Origin of the sequence: Rhodococcus sp. NPDC060176 (genome assembly GCF_042728675.1) — a bacterium.
In the GTDB taxonomy this organism is placed as follows: Bacteria; Actinomycetota; Actinomycetes; order Mycobacteriales; family Mycobacteriaceae; genus Rhodococcus_F.
In genome coordinates, this window is record NZ_JBHWYS010000003.1 from 689,978 (window position 1) to 707,209 (window position 17,232).

Here is a 17,232-nt window from a genome sequence, read left to right on the forward strand (position 1 = left end):
GGTTTCAGTTTCTTTCTGTCGAGCGTGTGTGAAGCGAGTACGACGATCGGTGGTATCGGTCAGTGGTCTTTCAGTATCACTTGCTTGTCGATTCCGACTACTGGCGTTCGTAGGAGGGCCAACGGCTCGGCATACAGCAGTTCCTTGATCTCGTGGAGCGTGCGTCCACGAGTTCGAGTCAACGTGCGTGCGTAGTCGACCGCTGTCGAAAGTACATCGTCCGCAGCCGCGACTTGATCTACGAATCCTGCTGACATTGCCTCGATTCCGCCGTACCGCCTACCTGTTACGAGCGCGTCGTGGACTGTGCGTGTCGGAAGACGTGATGCCAGTAGGGCGATGCTTCCGGGTGCGTAACTCGCGCCTATTGTGATCCCTGGCAGGCAGAAGAAACCGCGATCCTCACGCATCACGATGTGATCGTGCGCGGCGGCCAGAATTGCACCACCGCCGAAGGTATGTCCCGGAATCGCGGCGACGGTGGGCATCGCAAACGTCAACAGTCGCGCGAACAAGGTTTGAACGCGGTCGATGTACCCATTGACCTGATCGGCGTTGTGCAGAATCCAATCTGTATCCAGCCCAGTCGAATAGAACTTGCCCTCAGCTGTCGTGACCAGCGCTCCCGGACCGTCGAAGTTCTCGACTTCGGTGAGGAGTCCCTCGACCTCGTCGAGCCACCGGGGATTGAACGGATTCGGCGTATCCGGCTCGCCTTCATTACCCAGGTGGAGGACAAATACTTCTCCGACGCGATCCAAATACGGCATATCGGGCGACAATACTGCGGAGTTGGATTAACCGTGCGGTTTCAGTTGGATCTTGACCGCGCCTTCCTGCTTCTTCTGGAAGATCTCGTAGGCGTGTGGCGCCTGATCGAGCGGGAGCTGATGAGTGGAAAAAGTGTCGACGCCGAGTGGGTCGTCGTCAGCGAGCAATGGCATGATGTCGTCTACCCACTTCTTGACGTTCGCCTGGCCCATCCTGAGCTGAATCTGCTTGTCGAACATGGTCATCAGCGGCAGTGGATCAACCATTCCGCCGTAGACACCGATCAGAGAAATGGTTCCCCCGCGCCGAACGATGTCGATGGCCGAATAGACGGCACCGAGGCGATCGATCCCTGCGGTGCGCATCGCCGGCGCGGCAAGAGCATCGGGAAGGAGTCCGACGAACTGCTGCGCGAGCTTTCCGATCGGAGACCCGTGCGCTTCCATGCCGACAGCGTCGATCACCGAATCGGTTCCGCGTCCGTTTGTCGCGTCTCTGACAGCATCGCCGATCTTGCTGCCGTAGTCGTCCAGGTTGAGGGTCTCGATACCGCGTTCGGCAACGCGCGCAAGGCGTTCGGGTACACGATCCACGCCGATCACCCGAAATCCCTTGTGGTGCGCGATGCGAGCAGCCATGTCGCCGATCGGTCCGAGGCCGAGGATTGTCACGGATCCACCCGGTGGGATGTCGGCGTATTCGACCGACTGCCAGGCAGTGGGAAGCACGTCGGAGAGATAGACGAATCGTGAATCCGCCGGACCTTCGGGAACTTTGATGTGTGTGAAGTGTGCCTGCGGGACTCGTAGGTATTCAGCCTGACCACCTGGCACTGATCCGTACAGCTCGGAGAAGCCGAACAACGCGGCGCCCGTTCCCTGATCGCGGACCTGAGTCGTTTCGCACTGGGTATAGAGACTCGAATCGCACATGAAGCAATTGCCGCACGAGATCTGGAACGGGATCACGACGCGATCGCCTATCTCGAGATTCGTGACATCCGATCCGACTTCTTCGACGATGCCCATCGGTTCGTGACCGAGAATGTCGCCCGCATTCATGAAGGCACCCAGAGTCTCGTACAGATGCAGATCCGATCCGCAGATGTTCGTCGTGGTGACCTTGATGATCGCGTCGGTGGGCTCGATGATCGTCGGGTCCGGAACCGTATCGACGCTTACTTTCCGTTTGCCTTGCCAAGTCACTGCGCGCACTGGGATCGACCTCTCATCGTGGAAATGCTGTTCGCTGTCACCTGCCCGAAAGTGCTGAAATGCAAACAAATCGGTGAGGGTTGCGAGAAGTGCTGAGAGCGTTAGATTGAGAGGGCGGTGGGCTTGACGTTCTTGCAAGGCCGCGCGCTGTATGACTGACACGACCAGATGACTGACACGATCAGATGACGGGGATGACCGCATGACCGAGAAGGACAATAACGCTCAGTCGCCCAAGGGTGGGCACCCAGGGCCCGTCGACAAGGGCGGCGACGGCGGAATGGCAACTCGCGAACAAGCACCTGAACTGGTCGAGGAGACCTCCGACAAGAAGTCTGGCGACAAGTAGTTTCCTTTTACTCCGTGTTGGGTAACAACGGGGATAGGCCGCATCGGACCGTCCCGGAATCAATGCGGGCGAGGTTCCTCGAGGTTGAGCAGCCAGCCACGGGAACCGCCTTGGACAGATCCCTCAGCCCAGTCGCCATTCAACCCTGTTGTCGTTCAACCCTGTAACAGCAAGTGATCGAATCGGGTCCGCAATGGTGTCGGTACCCGGAATTCATCCAGCGTTCGCACTATCAACTGCTCCGCAACGTCCCTCAGTTTCACGTTGGTCTCTTGAGAACGCCACACGAGGATGTCGAAGGCGCGGTCGGCCGAAATTCCGTAGATCAGCATGAGCATGCCTTTGGCTTGCTCGATCACTGCGCGAGAAGCGGTGATTTCGTTGACCAGTACGTCGACCGATGCTTTCACTGTGCTGTCCAGGGTTTCGGTGACGTCGATATAGAAGCCGGAGCTACCCACCACTTGACCTGACTCGGCCACGACGCTGTCTCCGACGACGATTACCGAGTGCGTGTCCCCGGCAGTGTCGATGATGCGGTGCCGGCTACTGAACGGGCCGCCTGAAGTGCGGATGGCGAGCAGTGTCTGGGCAACGTGACTTCGGTCGTCAGGATGCTTGTGCGAGAGCATCAATTCAGTCGTGGGGTCTACTTGTCCGGGTTCGTAGCCGTGAATCCGCGCAACTTCGTCCGACCACTCCCACCGATCGCCGCTTCGGTGATAGTGAAACCCGCCCACTCTGTGTGGGGCCCCCGATTCCGAGGTCCGTCCCAGCCCGTCCTCACTTACCACCCACGCCCCCTCGTTCTCGACCTCGTCCCAACCGGCGTACTCGCCAGTTAGTTATATCGGACAAATCCGGCGGAGGTGGTGTCGGTCCCACATTTCGGAGCAAGGTCTGGGTCGCTACCGCACGCGTTAGCGAAACGACGCTCGGAGCGCTTGAGCGACGGAGTCCGGTCACTCGCGGCTGAAACGGTGTTGCCGCTGTGTCCATTCGGTGATTGCCGCGGCGATTGCCGAGGGCTGATCCTCGGGGGCGAGATGCCCTGCGGGACCGCACTCGGTCACCTCGAGGTTCGCGATGTTCGATCGACTCCACGCGACTTCGTCGGGTCCGATCATGAGAAGTTCGGCGGGGCCGCTGAAGGTGAGAAGGAGTTTGGGTACCTCGGTGCTTTCCGCGAGCCATTCGCTGTACGCCGACACACGTGCATCCACTTCAGCGGGACTTCCTTCGATGGGGAAGGATCGTGGCCACGCGAGAAGGGGCCGGCGGCTCTCACGTGAGGGGTAAGGGGCACGATAGGCGTCGACGTCTGTTTCGGACAGGCCGCCGAGAACTGTTCTGTGAAGCGCGATTTCGAGGAAGAAGTTCTCGTCGAGTACCTTCGTCTCGCCGGTCCCGGGGGCTCTCAGCGCCTCGATCCGTGCTCGTGCGTCTCCCGGGAAGTGCTCGTCCCAGGTCATCGGACGCAGGATCGTTTCGAAGAGTGCCACGCCTCGGACGCGATCGGGGTGACGGGTAGCCCAGTCGAGAGCGAGTGCTCCACCCCAGTCGTGCCCGACGAGTACGACGTCGTCGAGCTCCATCGCGTCGAACCAGGCATCGAGGTAGCGGGCGGTATCGAGGAAACCGTAGTCGATTGCGGGCTTGCCGGACGCGCCCATTCCGATGAGGTCGGGAGCAAGTGCGCGGCCGGTATTTCCTATGTGTGGCAGTATGTTTCGCCACACATAGGAAGATGTGGGATTTCCGTGGATCAGCACGAAGGGTGCGCCTTCGCCGCACGAGCTGTAAGCCATGGTCGAGTCGAGCACGGAAATTGTGGGCATTGCGACTCCTCAAATAGTTTCCATATACTCTAATTGAGATAGTAGCCATGTACTCTATATGTATGCAAGATCGAGAAACATGGACTACAGGGTCGCTGGTGTGGCATCTTGCCCTTCGCTGGCGGGCGGGAGTTGACAGAGCGATCGCGCATCTCGGGTTGACTCACGCCCAGTATTCGGTGCTTGCGTCACTCCACGGTCTCGTAAGTGAGGGGGAGAGGCCAAGTCAGCGAGAACTTGCCGCACAGACAGGGTTGCAGCGAATCTACATATCCAAGCTCGTGCGAGCTTTGGAGAAGGGCGGATTTGTTGTCAGCGAACGTGACAGTCGCGATGCTCGCGCCGTTTGCCTCGATCTCAGCGACGAGGGAAAACGGGTTATCGTGCTCGCCAAAGACATTGTCCGCGAATTGGACGCGGAAAATACTCGCGTACTGACAAAAACCGGCGGTCGCGAGCTTGCCGAACTTCACCGCGCCCTCGGTGCGCTACTCGACGCCACCGAAGCCGGAGATGAATAACGCCCTGATCCACTTCGAAGCGCAACCGATGGTGGTCGTGTGCGGATCCGCGCCGTCGGACGCTCGTTGGGGGACCGACGGAAGCGTCGATCCCCCAACGAGATTTGCTGTCTACCTGTCGATCCTCACGGTGTCACGTTGATCGGCGAGGCCGACGCGAACTGCAGTGTGCCGGACATGGTTGCCGTGCCAGTGGCTGCGGCGGGGCAGACGGGCCCGGTGCCGGTACGCGTGTAGTTCACAGTGCCGGTGTTGCTTGCCACGACGCGCTGGTTGGGAACATCGAACGGCAGCGGTCCGATGGTGCTGGCACCGACGGTAACTGTGCATGTTGATCCAGGCATCGTGACGACTGCGCCTCCAGCAGGAATGACGAGGGATCCCTGAGCCGATCCGGTGTCTGCCGAGACGTTCAACAGCCACGAGCCCGAGGTCGTGACCACGGCGGGTAGACCGTTGGCTTTGCATCCGGTCAGACTGGGGGTGCCGATATTGACGTTGACCCCGCCGGTGCCGGTGTTGGCGTTACCCGGTGCCGCTGGGATGGTTCCGGAGCCCGTCGTACTGGAGCAGGTAAGTGTGATCGTTCCTGTCTTGATGCTGAGATTGCTACTCGAAGCAGTCACGGCTTGACCCGCTGGAGTGACGACGGTCGAAGCCAGAGCGGTGCCGGCTGCGACTGCAATCGCGGCTGCTGCGGCAGCTGTGACGAAGGTGGTGCGGCGAACTGCATGGGACATCGATATCTCCTTGTTGTCGGTGATACTTCGTGAGTCGCCGGTGCTTGCTCTACTGCGTCCGCAGGCTGTCGGCGCCGATGTTGAACACATCGCTTGTGGTGGTCAAAGAGTTGTGACCACTTGAAGACGGAACGTTCGCGCGAAGATTGACGGCCCAATTCAATGCGCCGAACAATCCGCAGCCAGATGCGCCCGGTACTGCGAAAGTCTCGTCGGCGTGCATCACGTTTCTGACGGCGGCGGTATCCGGAAATCCTGGGACTTCCTCGAGGACACCATTTTCGGACACTCCGAGTTTGAACATGATCGGGTTACTCGCAGAACCCAGATAGCAGTTTCCCCCGAGCAAAGGGTTGGAAATCTTCAATCTGGCCGGAAGTGTGACGCCGAGTTGGAATGCGTCGACTGTCGGCAACGCGACCGGCTCGACAGTCGCCTTGATAGTGGTCAGGCCGCCGGGAAACGGTATACCGAGTCCGAAGATCCCGCCCGGCACCTCGATGGGGGTCGAATAGACGCCTTTGGTGCCGTCAGCGGGAGGAATGAAGATCTGGTCGAACCCGAATTCTGCGTCGGGGTTCTCGCGATAGGCGACACCGCCGGCGATATTCAACGAGCCGGAAGGAATCGGTACTTTGAGTCCGTTGATGTTCATTTCGCCGCCTTTGACGACGACGTCGACGCAGGTGCTTGTCTCCGGATTGGCAATCGGGCACTTTCCCCAACCTCCGAACGGTGCGTTGGGCAGCGGAGCCGCCGTCGCGGTTGACACCGCCCCGAGAGTGAGGACTCCTGCTGCGACGACAGCGAGCACGGCTCTGAATCGTATTGTGCGCATGGACAAGTGAGCTCCGTTCGGGGTGAGAAATCTTTCGGCGCTGACGGTTCCGGTTGGTCGGGAGGTGGAGGTGGATTGCTAGTTGGCACTACGTTCGGCGATGACGGCAGCGGGCTCGGGTGAGCCGGCCGGCTGAGGCCTGAGGCTGTCGGCACCGATGTTGTAGACGTCACTCGTTGTGGTCAGGGAGTTGGAGGTGGTGGACGAGGGAAGCCCGGCGCGCCAGTTCACGATGGGATTCAGCACGCCGAACGGGCCACATCCCGAAGCCGTCGGGACCGCGAAGGGCTGTCCGGTGTGTCCGGTGTTTCGAACGACCGCGGTGTCCGGGAAACCTGGAACTTCCTCGAGGACACCGTATTCGGTCACATCCAGGTTGAGCTGGACGGGGTTGCTGTCCGAGCCCAGGTAGCACTTGCCGCCGAGTAGGGGGTTCGCGATCTTCAGTTTGACGGGTAGCTTCACACCAAGCTGAAATGCATCCACGGTGGGGAGCGCGGAAGTCGACTCGACGGTGGCCGAGGCCTTGTTCAATCCGAAGAGATTGTTGAACGGTAGGTCGATTCCGAGTGCGCCGCCGGGGATCTCGATGGGCTTGGCGTAGATCCCCCGACTGTTGTCGTTCGGCGGGATGAATACTTGGTCGAATCCGAATTCAGCCTCCGGATTCTCCCGGTAGGCAACTCCGCCGGCGATGCGCATCGCCCCGGCGGGGATACTGACGGAGAGCTTGCCGATCTTCATGTTTCCGCCGGTGACTGTGACGTCCATGCAGGTGCTGGTCTCGGGATTGTCGATCGGACATGAATCCCAACCGCCGAAGGGAGTCTCCGCAGTTGGGGCGGCGCTTGCAATACCTGCTGACAAGGCTCCCATCGCAGTGACGGTGGCGAGCACAGTTGTGGTGGCGAGCGCGCTGAAAGGCCCACGCGACGTTGAACGTCGGGACATGTAATTCTCCTTAGGATGCAACCTCGTGAGTCGCGACGTCGCGACCAGTCGGATTGTGATGATCAGTGACGGTAGTCACGTGTGACTTGGATGTACAGACAATCCGTAACAATTCCGACAAAAGTAGGACAACGATCGGCTCCGCTACTACTTGTGGGCGTGGGCATTGAAATTCGTTGCAGTGCTATGTGTCTCATCATTCACTCGCGAATCGACGTGAAATGCTTCGGCCGAAATAGCGTTCGTCGACCGGAACATCAGACTCCCGCCAAAATCGAGTAGTCAATGTTTTGCCAGAGTCATCAATGTGGGGAGTCAGGGCGAGTAACTTGTCGAACAGCGGCTGACTGGTGCACCGGTCAGCCGCCTGAGAGAACGGATCGCCATGACGCTGATGCTGCCGCTCGACTCGATGTTCCTGCTGATGGAGTCACGGGAGCACCCCATGCACGTCGGTGGACTGTCACTGTTCGTTCCACCGGAAGGGGACGACGGCGAATTCGCCAGATCGCTTTACCGTTCGCTCACCGACGTCGAGTCGATCCGCCCCCTCTTTCGCCGCAAGCCGGTGCAGTTCCTGTCGAACTTCGCGCCGGTGCGTTGGACGGAGGACGAGGACGTCGATCTCGAATATCACGTCCGGTTGCTTGCGCTGCCCAGGCCGGGTCGAGTCCGCGAGTTGTTGGAACTGACCTCGATGCTGCACGGCACGCTGCTCGATCGGCATCGGCCACTATGGGAGGCGTACGTCATCGAAGGCCTCGCCGACGGCCGAGTTGCCGTGTACATGAAGACACACCATGCGCTCATGGATGGTGTGTCCGCTGTTCAAGCGTGGTACCGCAGCCTCTCGTTGGATCCGCTCGATCGGCATTCGATGCCGCCGTGGGCGCAGCGCCCGTCTTCCGGTCGGGTCCGAGCCAGTCGCGGGCTGGACCTGCAGAGGCGGGTGGGCTCGGTGATCGACACCGTGCAAGATGTGGTCGGGGTGGGCCCCGCGATAGTGAACGCTGCTGCCTCGGCAGTGAAGGATCACGTAGCGCCGTTGCCGTTCGCTGCTCCGAAATCGATCTTCAACGTCCCGATCACCGGAGCGAGGCGAGTCGCCGCGCAGTCGTGGCCGATCGAGCGCCTGCGCAAGGTCAGCTGCGTTGCAGACGTGACGCTCAATGATGCGGTGTTGGCCATGTGCGCGGGCGCGCTACGACGCTATCTGATCGAACTGGACGAATTGCCGGACAAACCGTTGATCGCGATGGTGCCGGTATCTCTTCGCAAAGGCGAAACAGGTGAGGCTTCCGGCAATGCCGTAGGTGCGGTGTTGTGCGATCTGGCAACCGAATTGGCGGATCCGGCGGCCCGACTCCAGAGAGTTCACGACTCGATGAGTAGCGCCAAGTCCCTGATGTCGGGCCTGACGCCCCTGCAGATCACGGCACTCAGTGCGTTGAACGTCGCGGGTCTCGGGTTACCGCTGATTCCTGGGTCCTCGCGACTGATCACCGGTCGTCCGGTTTTCAATTTGGTGATTTCCAACGTCCCCGGCCCGACGACGACACGATACTGGAACGGCGCGAAGCTCGAGAGCTGCTATCCGGCGTCGATTCCGTTGGACGGGCAGGCAATGAACATCACCGTCATCGGTTACGCGGACACCATGCAGTTCGGGCTGGTCGGCTGCCGCCGTAATGTCCCCCACTTGCAACGACTCCTAGGTCACCTCGAGGAATCCTTGGGTGAGCTCGAATCTGCCGCAGGCTGAATGCACGAGAAACTCAGCCGGCGGTGGCCTCTCCGCGAGCGTTCGACACCAAATGAGTGCCGATCTGAAGGAACGCAGGTACGAAGTCCGGAGTGCCGATCGCGGGGGAAAGGATGTGGGCTCCGAAATGTGCGACTACGAATTCCAGGTCGCGCGAGATCAAGAGTCTCTGACCATGGATTCCGCTTGCCATGAACGATCCGAACGGATCATTGAGAATCCACCAGTAGTCGTGGTAGCTCATCGTGGCGGGTGAGTCGACAGCGGCACGCGGGCTTCTGACCTCCGAGGGATAGCCTGCGGGCACACCGGCGGTCATAGATTGCGCAATACTCGGCGGGATCACCTGACGGTCCCCGACGGCGCCGTCACAGCGGATCATCTCACCCACTCGGGCCACGTCTCGAAGGGTCGCACTGAATCCGCCTGCCGCCATCTCCGTTCCGGCGGAGTCCACTATGTAGAACGCATCCTCTTCGGCCCCGATCCGTGACCAGACCAGCTCACTGAGTAGTTCGGCGAGTGAAGTTCCGGTCACGCGGCGCAGTATTTCTCCGACAGTCTCGACATTGCCGTTCTCGTAGCGGAATTCGACGCCAGTCGGGCCCGCGGTGCGTGCTGTGGCGAGGTGCTCGAGAATGGTCTCCGGTCCGCGGTAATTTGCGGGGCGCAGCTTCGGGGCGACTACGGCCCAGAAACGGCTGGCTTCGATGGTGCGATAGAACGGCCGACCGCCGTACGTTACATCAGTGCCCATGTGTAGAAGGTCCTGAATCCGATTGTCTCCGAACGCAGTTCCAGCCAACTCGGGGATGAACTTCGATGCCCGATCCTGGCGGTCGAACAATCCTTGTGCTTCGACCAGTGCAGCCATCAAACCGACGTAGGATTTCGCCATCGATGCATTGAGGTGCGGTTCGTGTGGTTTGCAACCGTGCAAGTAGCTCTCGTACACGATGCGTCCTCGATGCAGCACGGCGATACCGTCGCTATGCGCACCCGCGAGGAACTCGGACACCGTCTGCTTCGGCTGATCCGGAAGGTTCAACGTGACACCGGATAGATCCGTTTCGTCGGTCGGGAGGGTCCATTTGGGTCCGTCGCCGCGCCACACACGGCGGGTAGCAACCATCTCTCGTATGGTTGTGGCTTGTTGGCGCACGTCGGCCGGGTCGGTGAATCCGCGCGCCCAGGGAATGTCATCCGTTGCGATGTTTCGTGTCATCTGAGGTCTTCTTCCGTCTTGATTGCCGAGTTGGAGTGTTGATTGCCGCGTTCGCAGTTGATGATCTGAATTGCCTAGTGCCGAAGCGCATTCTGTTCATGTAGGGGGTTGGCGGATGGCTTGGCGAGTAGGGCTGCGCTGTCGCGGGCGTACGGGCGATACAGTGCGCCTGAAGCGACCCCGTTGACGGTGGTCAGCACTACGGTGACGATGAAGAGTGCGCCTTGCAATCCGATTCTGTCGCCGAGGGTTCCGACCAAGACAGCGTATCCGGCGTAGGCCAGCGATTCGACTGTCGAGACGGAAACCGCAAAGGCCAGGGCTCGCAGTTCCGGACGGACTACAGCCATGATGATCGGCCGATTGACCACTGGAACCTGACCTTGAAGGACGCCCACGATCCCGAACAAGACCGCGTAGACGCCGATGCTGTTCCAGGAAATCTGCGTAGCGATCAGTGCTGCGGCCGCGAATCCGAGTTGGCTGGCCTGCAGCATGATGATGCGGCCGCTTCGGGGTCGTTTGACGTGTACGGCGTCGTTGACTCGTCCGCCGACGAACGTGCCGAGCAGGTACCCGATTGCGAAGGGCGGTGCGATGATCGAAGCAGTTGCGGTCGTGAATCCGTGCTCCTCGACGAGAAATACGATGCTGAAGCTCATGATGACGTTCTGACCGGAGAATACGCGTTGTACGAGTATGTATCGGAATGTCTTGACAGCGAGTAGCTCTCGTATCCCTTCACGCCAGAATCTTGCTTTGGCACCGAGATCGTCGGCGGTCGTCTGTGTATGCGCGTCGGCGGATTCAGGATCGTCGAGGAAAAGCATGATCAGCACACCGATGGCGATGCAGATTGCACCGGTGATTATGTATCCGTAGCGCCATCCATCTTCGAAGCGCGACAAAAGCCCGAATATCGGGGCGGTCGCGCCGGTGATGACGGCGACGCCGCCATATACCAATCCCGTTGCGCGGCCCCTCCTGGCGTCCTCGTACAGATCTCCGAGGATGGACAATGCAATCGAGCCGGCGCCGGCGAAACCTGCGGCGCCGATCGCGTAGAGGACGAGAAACTGAGTGAAGCTGCCGGACAATCCGGCCAGGATTACCCAGACACCCCAGAACCCTGAACAGATGGCAAGTACCGACTTACGAGAATATCGTCGGGCCAAGAACGCCCAGGGGATTGCCGTGAAGACCCCGACGGCCTTGGCCACTGCAACGATCGTGCCGAGCGCCGCCGATGACAATCCCATGGCCTCGCGCATGAGAGGGAAGAGCACGGACGTCACGCTGCTTTCGGCGTTGTCCATTGCCGTCGAACCGGTCAGCAGTGCGAGATTCTTTCCCCGGCGACCGCGTTGAAACTGGGTAGGTGACGCAACTTCTGTGGTCATGGGTTCCCTCTCGAAATACGCCGATGATTTCGTGGCGCGGTGTAGCTGCGCGCGGCGGTCGACTGTGCACTGAGTCACAGCGAGCATTAGTGGAGAGAATATACATAAATAAACACTCTGTCTATCTATGGTTCAAAGTTGGATAACAAGGCTGGAGCCGAGTCCGGCAATCGCGATGCCGGCCGCCAGGGTTGCCATGATGGCGAGTGGCATTTCTCGAGAATCCCTGGGGTTCAGAATGAATCGACGATGTCGCACCCGTGCGCCCACTGTGACGCCGACCGCCGTGGTGAGCACTGTGACGAACACTGCGACGGATAGGACTGACGGGTGCAGGACGATTTCGCGGCCCGAAATCACTGACACCGACAAGGCGGAAAGTGCGGTGCGTCGCCAGGCGAGCACCGTTCGCTCTGGTTGCAATCCGGGAGGCTCGTTCTCCGCCACAACCTCGTTATCCGTCAAAACACCGTCATCCCTACACACAGGCCGGCGACCAGGCACACCCCGCCGACGACAAGCGCGATCATCGGTGACTTGGGGAGCGGTTGATCACGCCGCATTGCGGTTTGGACTGCTTTCCAATGTCTGAGCGCGCCGAGCGCTATCGCTGACGCCACGACGGTGCACACGATTCCGAGAAGTTTGTTCAGGCTGTTGTCATTCTCAGATCCGTAGAATTGGCCGACTGCGACGCCGCCGGCCAACAACCCCAACGCCGTTCGAATCCACGCCAGAAAAGTTCGCTCGTTGGCAAGGCTGAATCTGTAGTCCGGTTCGTTCTCGATCACAGGGATTGCCTCTGGAGCGTCGAGTGCCCGTCCGGCCGCCACATCGAGCGGGAGACGACCTGGCGTGCACGGAGTGGATACGCATTTGGATCAATGATGTTCAGGTGGTGAGTAATTGGCGCGCGATGCCATTCTTCTGAATCTCGGATGATCCGGTGAGGATTCGGAACATCCGCAACCTCTGGAACAGTGATTCGATCTCCGAACCACGGATGACCCCGGCCTTTCCGTGAATCTGAACTGCGTGGTCGGCGATGGTGAAGGCCTTCTCGGCAACGAACAGTTTGCACATGAATGCTTCGATTCGAGGACTTCGACCGGCGTCGAGTGCGGCGAGTGCGTCGTAGGTCATCGAGCGCGCGGCGTAGTAGTCCGTCGCCATGTCGGCGAGTTTGTGTTGAATGGACTGCAGCATCGCAAGAGGAGCGCCCTGCACCTGGCGAGTCTTGCTGTACTCCACCGACAGTTCCAGCGCTCGGCGTGCTCCGCCGAGGACGGTGGGGCAATGCAACAACCGGTTGACCGTGACTCGGCCGAGTCCGATTCGCAAGCCTTCGCCCACATTTCCGAGAAGCTGTTCCGGCCCCACGTAGCAGTCGTCGAGGATGATGTCCGCTTCGATGTGCTGACCGGACATCGGGACGTCGCCGTCCGCCACTGTGCAGCCGGGAGAATCCAGGTCGACCAGAAAGGCAGAGTACGAATCCGGGCCGTCGCCGTCGGATGCCATCTTTGCGATCAGGACCGAAAAGTCGGCGAAGGGACCCGCGGACGAGAAGACCTTGTGGCCGTTCAGGCGCCAGCCGGCACCGTCCGGGGTTGCTGTGGTGAGCATGCCGCGGACGTCTGAACCTGCATCGTTCTCGGTGAGGGAGAAGCAGCACGCCTTCTCGCCGCGCAGTACCGGAATCAAGTACTTTTCCAACTGGTATTCGGTGGCGTACTGAAAGATCGACCCCGCGCGGAGTGGACCGCCCATGTCTCCGAGTACGGACGTCGCGAGGACCCGCGGCGATGCGCCGACCTCTTCTTTGAGCGCGGCGAGTTCCGTAAAGGTGAGGTTCTGGCCGCCGAGTTCAGTTGGGAGGTGGATCCCGTAGAAGCCGAGTTCGCGGCTGCGTCTCCACACTGGCTCGAGCGTCTCACGGATGTAGTGGGATTCTTGAGTGAGACCCAATTCGGCTTCGTACTCGGCGAGTTCGCCGTCGAGATAGTCGCGTAGACGCTCGACGAGCGATTGAAGTCTTGGGTTGTCTTCGTAGGTAGGGGTGAGAGCGAATGACATGTCTTTTTCCTGTCAGTTGACGTGACGGTCAGCGGTGGTCCAATAGGTTGCGCGAATCGCGCGGCGATCGATCTTGCCGTTTCGGTTGACGGGCAACGAATCTGCGAAGTCGACCGAACGCGGCTTCTTCATGCTTGCCAGACGGGTCGAGCAGTGCGCGATCAATTCCATTGCGGTGGTGTCAATGCCATCGCGGGTCACGACAACGGCTTTGACCGCTTCTCCCCATTTCGGATCGGGAACTCCGACTACGCATACTTCGGAAACAGCAGGATGTTCGTACAGGGCTGCCTCTACCTCGCTGCAGTAGATGTTGAATCCGCCCGAGATGATCATGTCCTTCTTGCGGTCGACAATGAACAGGTAGCCGTCTTCGCGGAAATAGCCGACATCGCCCGTGTGGACCCAGCCGTTCTTGAACGTCTGAGCCGACAGTTCGGGTTCGCGGAAGTATTCGCGGACACAGTCCGGACCCCTGGCGACGATCTCGCCGATCGTGCCGGCCGGGACCTGTACGCCGTTGTCGTCGACCACTCGAACATCGGTGTCGTATGCCGGCCGACCACACGAGAGAAGAAGCTCGGGGTCGGATTCGATACCGCGCACCACGTCTTCAGCGGTCAAAACAGTGACGACGCTGGTCGTTTCGCCGAGCCCGTACCCCTGGATGACGATGGGACCGAACAGCTTTACCGCGTCACGCAGCCGTTGTGGAGAAACAGGCGCGGCGCCTACGCCGATGCAGCGCAGAGAGCTCAGGTCGACGTCGGTAACCGACGGATGGTCCATCAGCAGGTTGAGCATCGTCGGGACCACCATGGTGGTGGTGATCCGCTCACGTTCGATGGTCTGCAGGAACGTCCTCGTGTCCCATGCCGGCAGGATCACCACTGCGGCGCCCCTGGCGAACATTCCGAGCATCACCATGCCGGAGGCGTGTGTGATCGGGCCGGGGGCGAGGTAGCGATCACCAACAGTCGGCGCACCCTCCGGACTCATCAGTCGCTTGCGCATGTTCGCCAAGCGGTTGCCGTGACTCTGGACCGCAGCTTTGAGCTTGCCGGTGGATCCGGATGTGTAGTTGAGGACAGCCGGGGCGTCAATGTCGAGGTCCACCTCGACGTTGTCTTCGCTGCCCCTTGCCATCAGCTCGTGATAACTGTCCGCGCCGGGAGTCGAGGTGCTGTAGTCGATGACCCTGCAGTGCAGCCCGGCGTCGGCGACGACCTTCAGCGCCATGTCGGCGTGGGCGGCGTCGACGAAGAGAACACGCACGTCGGCGTCGGCGAGGATATGCGCGAGTTCGTCGGCGCCCAGTCGTGCGTTGATCGGTACCCTGACGAACCCTCCCTTGTACAAGGCCATTTCGGTCACCACGAGCTCCCCGCAGTTTCCGGCAAAGGTTCCGACCATGTGTCCGGGCCGTACCCCGGTCACTGCGAGAGCGGACGCGAGACGGTTTGCGGCCGTATCGAGCTCGCTGTAAGTCCACCGGCCTTCGCCGCAGACAAGGGCTTCGAGATCGGGGTAGAAGCTGGCGCTTCGGGCGAGATAAGTACCGAGGTTCATGAACACTCCAGAGAAAATTGACATCACGAATGTTAATGGACAGTCTGTCTATATTCGATCGTCCTGTCAATGTTGAACTATGCTGCGTTCAACAGTGCGAAGGAAGGGAAGCCAGTGCCTCCAGAAGACAGACGCGTCCGGCGTACCCGACGATTGCTGCGGGATGCCTTGGTCTCGCTCGTTCTGGAACGGGGATATGCGGGGATTACCGTCGAAGACATCACGGACCGCGCAGATTTGGGTCGCGCGACGTTTTACAGCCACTACACCGACAAAGACGACCTGCTCGGTCAAGTCGTGTCCGATCTGGCCGATGACTTACAAGAGCGACTCGGTCCACTCATTCCTGCGTCTTCGATCGGATTCACCGGCAAGCCCGTGCTCGAGATGTTCAGGCATGCGGCCGAGGAACGTGACGTCTACCGTGTGATTCTGCGTGGTGAGGGGGACGGCAAGGCGCTGCGAAAGTTCGTCGAAGACCGCAGCGTCGCCGCCGTGCGGATATTTTCCGCACGGGCGGAGGCGCTCGGAGTGACTCCGCGAATCGACATCGAAGTACTCTCGCGGGCATGGGTGGGTGAACAGATCGCGGTCATGCAGTGGTGGCTCGAGTCCGACCCGCCACCTCTGACCCCGGAAGAAGTCACCGAGATGCTGCTCGAACTTTCGTTGCGGGGTCGCTACTGGTCTTCGGGCTTCGATGGCGAATTGAAAGCGGACTAGTCGCTGTCACGGTTCGCTTCCGTGGAGGCTTCGTTGAGAACAGACTCGGTATGCTCGCCCACGTACGGAGTCGGAAGTCGAAAACTGTTCAGTCCCAAGCTGAATTGCGCCGGGAATCTCATCTGAGGCCAGCTTCCTCCATCGTCGTTCGAGACCTCGCAGAACAGGTTTCGAGCGACGACATGGGGATCGCTCATCAGTTGTCCGGCGTCGGTGAACACCGGCGCCCACGGGGCATTGATCGCAGTCAACGATGTTTCCCACCACTCATATGTTCGCGCACCAATGGTGGTGACCAGGAGTTTCCGCACCTCTTCCTTGTGCTGTGTTCGAGTCCGTCGATCGTCGTAGCACTGCGTGGTCAGTGCCGGAAACTCAGCGCTGAATGCTGTGCGGAACTCGATCCAGAACTTGTCTTCGAAAGTGGCAAATGAAAGCAAACAACCGTCGGAAGTCTCGAAAATGTCATTGTCTCCCTGGACAGTTGGTGAATCGGTAGGGTTCTCGATATCTCGGATCATGAGCGCGAAAGGCGCGCACCAGGCGGTTGCAGCCTCGGCGAGGGAAATGTCTATGTGTTGTCCGCGTCCGTGCTTGTCCACGCTGGCGAGAGCAACCGAGATGGACAGTGCCGCGTACATCGAACCCACCAGATCGCCGGCCCGGATGCCAGGGCGGGTGACGACTCCGTCGGTGCACCCGGGAACTGCGAAAAAGCCGGAAAGGCCGAGGAAGTTCAATTCGTGCCCAGGCTTGTCGGCATAAGGTCCGGACTGCCCGTAGCCGGTGATCGAACATAATACGATGCGTGGGTTGGCTTTTCGTAGTACGTCATAGCCGAGTCCCATGTGTGCCAGTACCTGCGGTCGGAACCCCTCGACCACTGCATCTGCAGTCTCGACCAGTCGAAGGAACGTCTCGCGATCGGGTTCGAGGCGGAGATCGAGCGCAATCGACCGTTTGTTCCTGTTCAACGAGGCCATCCGTTCACCAGCAATACGGGTGGGATCAGGGCGGCTCGGGTCCTCGACCTTGACCACGTCGGCGCCCAGATCTGCAAGCAGCGTCGTCGCAAACGGGCCGGGCAGAAGTCGAGAGAGGTCGAGAACGCGCTTGCCGTGTAAGAAACTCCATTCCGGCGCGTTGTCACTGTCCATGTTCACACTCCGAAGACTGTCGAGGCAGTAGCCGATAGCGCCAAACCCTCATCGGCATGGCGTTGTTCGTAGCTGCTGGATTCCAGGATGATCAACCT

Annotated in this window: 19 protein-coding genes; 5 read left to right on the top strand and 14 right to left on the bottom strand. The window is 60.1% G+C overall.

What is annotated here, in order from left to right; translation table 11 throughout:
* Window positions 1-59: 59 nt before the first annotated feature.
* Window positions 60-770 (bottom strand): enoyl-CoA hydratase/isomerase family protein, encoded by a 711-nt coding sequence (locus ACFWEM_RS18065; protein ID WP_378535582.1) that lies wholly within the window; start codon window positions 768-770, stop codon window positions 60-62.
* A 27-nt stretch (window positions 771-797) separates the two neighbouring features.
* On the bottom strand, window positions 798-1,985 hold the full coding sequence (locus ACFWEM_RS18070; protein ID WP_378535584.1) for a zinc-dependent alcohol dehydrogenase: 1,188 nt from the start codon (window positions 1,983-1,985) through the stop codon (window positions 798-800).
* A gap of 202 nt (window positions 1,986-2,187) precedes the next feature.
* On the opposite strand from ACFWEM_RS18070, the gene ACFWEM_RS18075 reads away from it, so the two are divergent.
* Window positions 2,188-2,334: a hypothetical protein gene (locus tag ACFWEM_RS18075; protein WP_378535586.1), complete on the top strand. Its 147-nt coding sequence runs from the start codon at window positions 2,188-2,190 to the stop codon at window positions 2,332-2,334.
* Window positions 2,335-2,489: 155 nt separating this feature from the next.
* On the opposite strand, the gene ACFWEM_RS18080 is transcribed toward ACFWEM_RS18075, so the two are convergent.
* The gene (locus ACFWEM_RS18080; protein ID WP_378535588.1) at window positions 2,490-3,128 is read right to left on the bottom strand and encodes a PAS and ANTAR domain-containing protein; all 639 of its coding nucleotides are present in this window, start codon (window positions 3,126-3,128) and stop codon (window positions 2,490-2,492) included.
* Window positions 3,129-3,296: 168 nt separating this feature from the next.
* A complete protein-coding gene (locus ACFWEM_RS18085) occupies window positions 3,297-4,172 on the bottom strand; it encodes a haloalkane dehalogenase (protein ID WP_378535590.1) in 876 nt (291 codons plus the stop codon).
* 62 nt (window positions 4,173-4,234) lie between these two features.
* On the opposite strand from ACFWEM_RS18085, the gene ACFWEM_RS18090 reads away from it, so the two are divergent.
* The gene (locus ACFWEM_RS18090; RefSeq protein WP_378535592.1) at window positions 4,235-4,693 is read left to right on the top strand and encodes a MarR family winged helix-turn-helix transcriptional regulator; all 459 of its coding nucleotides are present in this window, start codon (window positions 4,235-4,237) and stop codon (window positions 4,691-4,693) included.
* Window positions 4,686-4,835 (top strand): hypothetical protein, encoded by a 150-nt coding sequence (locus ACFWEM_RS18095; protein WP_378535594.1) that lies wholly within the window; start codon window positions 4,686-4,688, stop codon window positions 4,833-4,835. The genes ACFWEM_RS18090 and ACFWEM_RS18095 overlap by 8 nt, the downstream gene beginning before the upstream one ends.
* Here the strand turns inward: ACFWEM_RS18095 and ACFWEM_RS18100 are convergent.
* The 3 genes from ACFWEM_RS18100 to ACFWEM_RS18110 form a co-directional block, all read right to left on the bottom strand.
* The gene (locus tag ACFWEM_RS18100; protein WP_378535596.1) at window positions 4,819-5,433 is read right to left on the bottom strand and encodes a hypothetical protein; all 615 of its coding nucleotides are present in this window, start codon (window positions 5,431-5,433) and stop codon (window positions 4,819-4,821) included. The two genes, ACFWEM_RS18095 and ACFWEM_RS18100, sit on opposite strands and share 17 nt — an antisense overlap.
* A 49-nt stretch (window positions 5,434-5,482) precedes the next feature.
* Entirely contained in the window at window positions 5,483-6,271 is a 789-nt protein-coding gene (locus tag ACFWEM_RS18105; RefSeq protein WP_378535598.1) for a hypothetical protein, read from the bottom strand.
* 78 nt (window positions 6,272-6,349) lie between these two features.
* A complete protein-coding gene (locus ACFWEM_RS18110) occupies window positions 6,350-7,222 on the bottom strand; it encodes a hypothetical protein (RefSeq protein WP_378535600.1) in 873 nt (290 codons plus the stop codon).
* A gap of 385 nt (window positions 7,223-7,607) precedes the next feature.
* Between ACFWEM_RS18110 and ACFWEM_RS18115 the strand changes: the two genes are divergently transcribed.
* Window positions 7,608-8,984, top strand: coding sequence for a wax ester/triacylglycerol synthase family O-acyltransferase (locus ACFWEM_RS18115; RefSeq protein WP_378535602.1), 1,377 nt, complete (start codon window positions 7,608-7,610; stop codon window positions 8,982-8,984).
* A gap of 13 nt (window positions 8,985-8,997) precedes the next feature.
* On the opposite strand, the gene ACFWEM_RS18120 is transcribed toward ACFWEM_RS18115, so the two are convergent.
* The 6 genes from ACFWEM_RS18120 to ACFWEM_RS18145 all read right to left on the bottom strand — a co-directional run bounded on the left by ACFWEM_RS18120 (window position 8,998) and on the right by ACFWEM_RS18145 (window position 15,254).
* Window positions 8,998-10,209: a serine hydrolase domain-containing protein gene (locus tag ACFWEM_RS18120; RefSeq protein ID WP_378535604.1), complete on the bottom strand. Its 1,212-nt coding sequence runs from the start codon at window positions 10,207-10,209 to the stop codon at window positions 8,998-9,000.
* A 74-nt stretch (window positions 10,210-10,283) separates the two neighbouring features.
* On the bottom strand, window positions 10,284-11,609 hold the full coding sequence (locus tag ACFWEM_RS18125; RefSeq protein WP_378535606.1) for an MFS transporter: 1,326 nt from the start codon (window positions 11,607-11,609) through the stop codon (window positions 10,284-10,286).
* A 132-nt stretch (window positions 11,610-11,741) separates the two neighbouring features.
* A complete protein-coding gene (locus ACFWEM_RS18130) occupies window positions 11,742-12,074 on the bottom strand; it encodes a DUF202 domain-containing protein (protein ID WP_378535609.1) in 333 nt (110 codons plus the stop codon).
* Window positions 12,071-12,400: a YidH family protein gene (locus ACFWEM_RS18135; RefSeq protein WP_378535611.1), complete on the bottom strand. Its 330-nt coding sequence runs from the start codon at window positions 12,398-12,400 to the stop codon at window positions 12,071-12,073. The genes ACFWEM_RS18130 and ACFWEM_RS18135 overlap by 4 nt, the downstream gene beginning before the upstream one ends.
* A gap of 100 nt (window positions 12,401-12,500) precedes the next feature.
* On the bottom strand, window positions 12,501-13,685 hold the full coding sequence (locus ACFWEM_RS18140; RefSeq protein WP_378535613.1) for an acyl-CoA dehydrogenase family protein: 1,185 nt from the start codon (window positions 13,683-13,685) through the stop codon (window positions 12,501-12,503).
* 12 nt (window positions 13,686-13,697) lie between these two features.
* Complete coding sequence (locus ACFWEM_RS18145; protein ID WP_378535615.1) at window positions 13,698-15,254, bottom strand: long-chain fatty acid--CoA ligase; 1,557 nt, start codon at window positions 15,252-15,254, stop codon at window positions 13,698-13,700.
* A 114-nt stretch (window positions 15,255-15,368) separates the two neighbouring features.
* Between ACFWEM_RS18145 and ACFWEM_RS18150 the strand changes: the two genes are divergently transcribed.
* Window positions 15,369-15,977 carry a TetR/AcrR family transcriptional regulator gene (locus ACFWEM_RS18150; protein ID WP_378535617.1) on the top strand — a complete coding sequence of 203 codons (609 nt, stop codon included), beginning with the start codon at window positions 15,369-15,371 and terminating at the stop codon, window positions 15,975-15,977.
* Here ACFWEM_RS18150 and ACFWEM_RS18155 read toward each other — a convergent pair.
* Window positions 15,974-17,134 carry a CaiB/BaiF CoA transferase family protein gene (locus ACFWEM_RS18155; protein ID WP_378535619.1) on the bottom strand — a complete coding sequence of 387 codons (1,161 nt, stop codon included), beginning with the start codon at window positions 17,132-17,134 and terminating at the stop codon, window positions 15,974-15,976. The genes ACFWEM_RS18150 and ACFWEM_RS18155 overlap by 4 nt on opposite strands.
* Window positions 17,135-17,232 lie beyond the last annotated feature (98 nt).

Bases quoted from the DNA above. Each gene is read 5' to 3' on its own strand.
- ACFWEM_RS18065 (WP_378535582.1), bottom strand. From the start codon at position 770: ATGCCGTATTTGGATCGCGTCGGAGAAGTATTTGTCCTCCACCTGGGT.
- ACFWEM_RS18075 (WP_378535586.1), top strand. From the start codon at position 2,188: ATGACCGAGAAGGACAATAACGCTCAGTCGCCCAAGGGTGGGCACCCA.
- ACFWEM_RS18085 (WP_378535590.1), bottom strand. From the start codon at position 4,172: ATGCCCACAATTTCCGTGCTCGACTCGACCATGGCTTACAGCTCGTGC.
- ACFWEM_RS18090 (WP_378535592.1), top strand. From the start codon at position 4,235: ATGCAAGATCGAGAAACATGGACTACAGGGTCGCTGGTGTGGCATCTT.
- ACFWEM_RS18095 (WP_378535594.1), top strand. From the start codon at position 4,686: ATGAATAACGCCCTGATCCACTTCGAAGCGCAACCGATGGTGGTCGTG.
- ACFWEM_RS18100 (WP_378535596.1), bottom strand. From the start codon at position 5,433: ATGTCCCATGCAGTTCGCCGCACCACCTTCGTCACAGCTGCCGCAGCA.
- ACFWEM_RS18105 (WP_378535598.1), bottom strand. From the start codon at position 6,271: ATGCGCACAATACGATTCAGAGCCGTGCTCGCTGTCGTCGCAGCAGGA.
- ACFWEM_RS18110 (WP_378535600.1), bottom strand. From the start codon at position 7,222: ATGTCCCGACGTTCAACGTCGCGTGGGCCTTTCAGCGCGCTCGCCACC.
- ACFWEM_RS18115 (WP_378535602.1), top strand. From the start codon at position 7,608: ATGACGCTGATGCTGCCGCTCGACTCGATGTTCCTGCTGATGGAGTCA.
- ACFWEM_RS18120 (WP_378535604.1), bottom strand. From the start codon at position 10,209: ATGACACGAAACATCGCAACGGATGACATTCCCTGGGCGCGCGGATTC.
- ACFWEM_RS18125 (WP_378535606.1), bottom strand. From the start codon at position 11,609: ATGACCACAGAAGTTGCGTCACCTACCCAGTTTCAACGCGGTCGCCGG.
- ACFWEM_RS18140 (WP_378535613.1), bottom strand. From the start codon at position 13,685: ATGTCATTCGCTCTCACCCCTACCTACGAAGACAACCCAAGACTTCAA.
- ACFWEM_RS18145 (WP_378535615.1), bottom strand. From the start codon at position 15,254: ATGAACCTCGGTACTTATCTCGCCCGAAGCGCCAGCTTCTACCCCGAT.
- ACFWEM_RS18155 (WP_378535619.1), bottom strand. From the start codon at position 17,134: ATGGACAGTGACAACGCGCCGGAATGGAGTTTCTTACACGGCAAGCGC.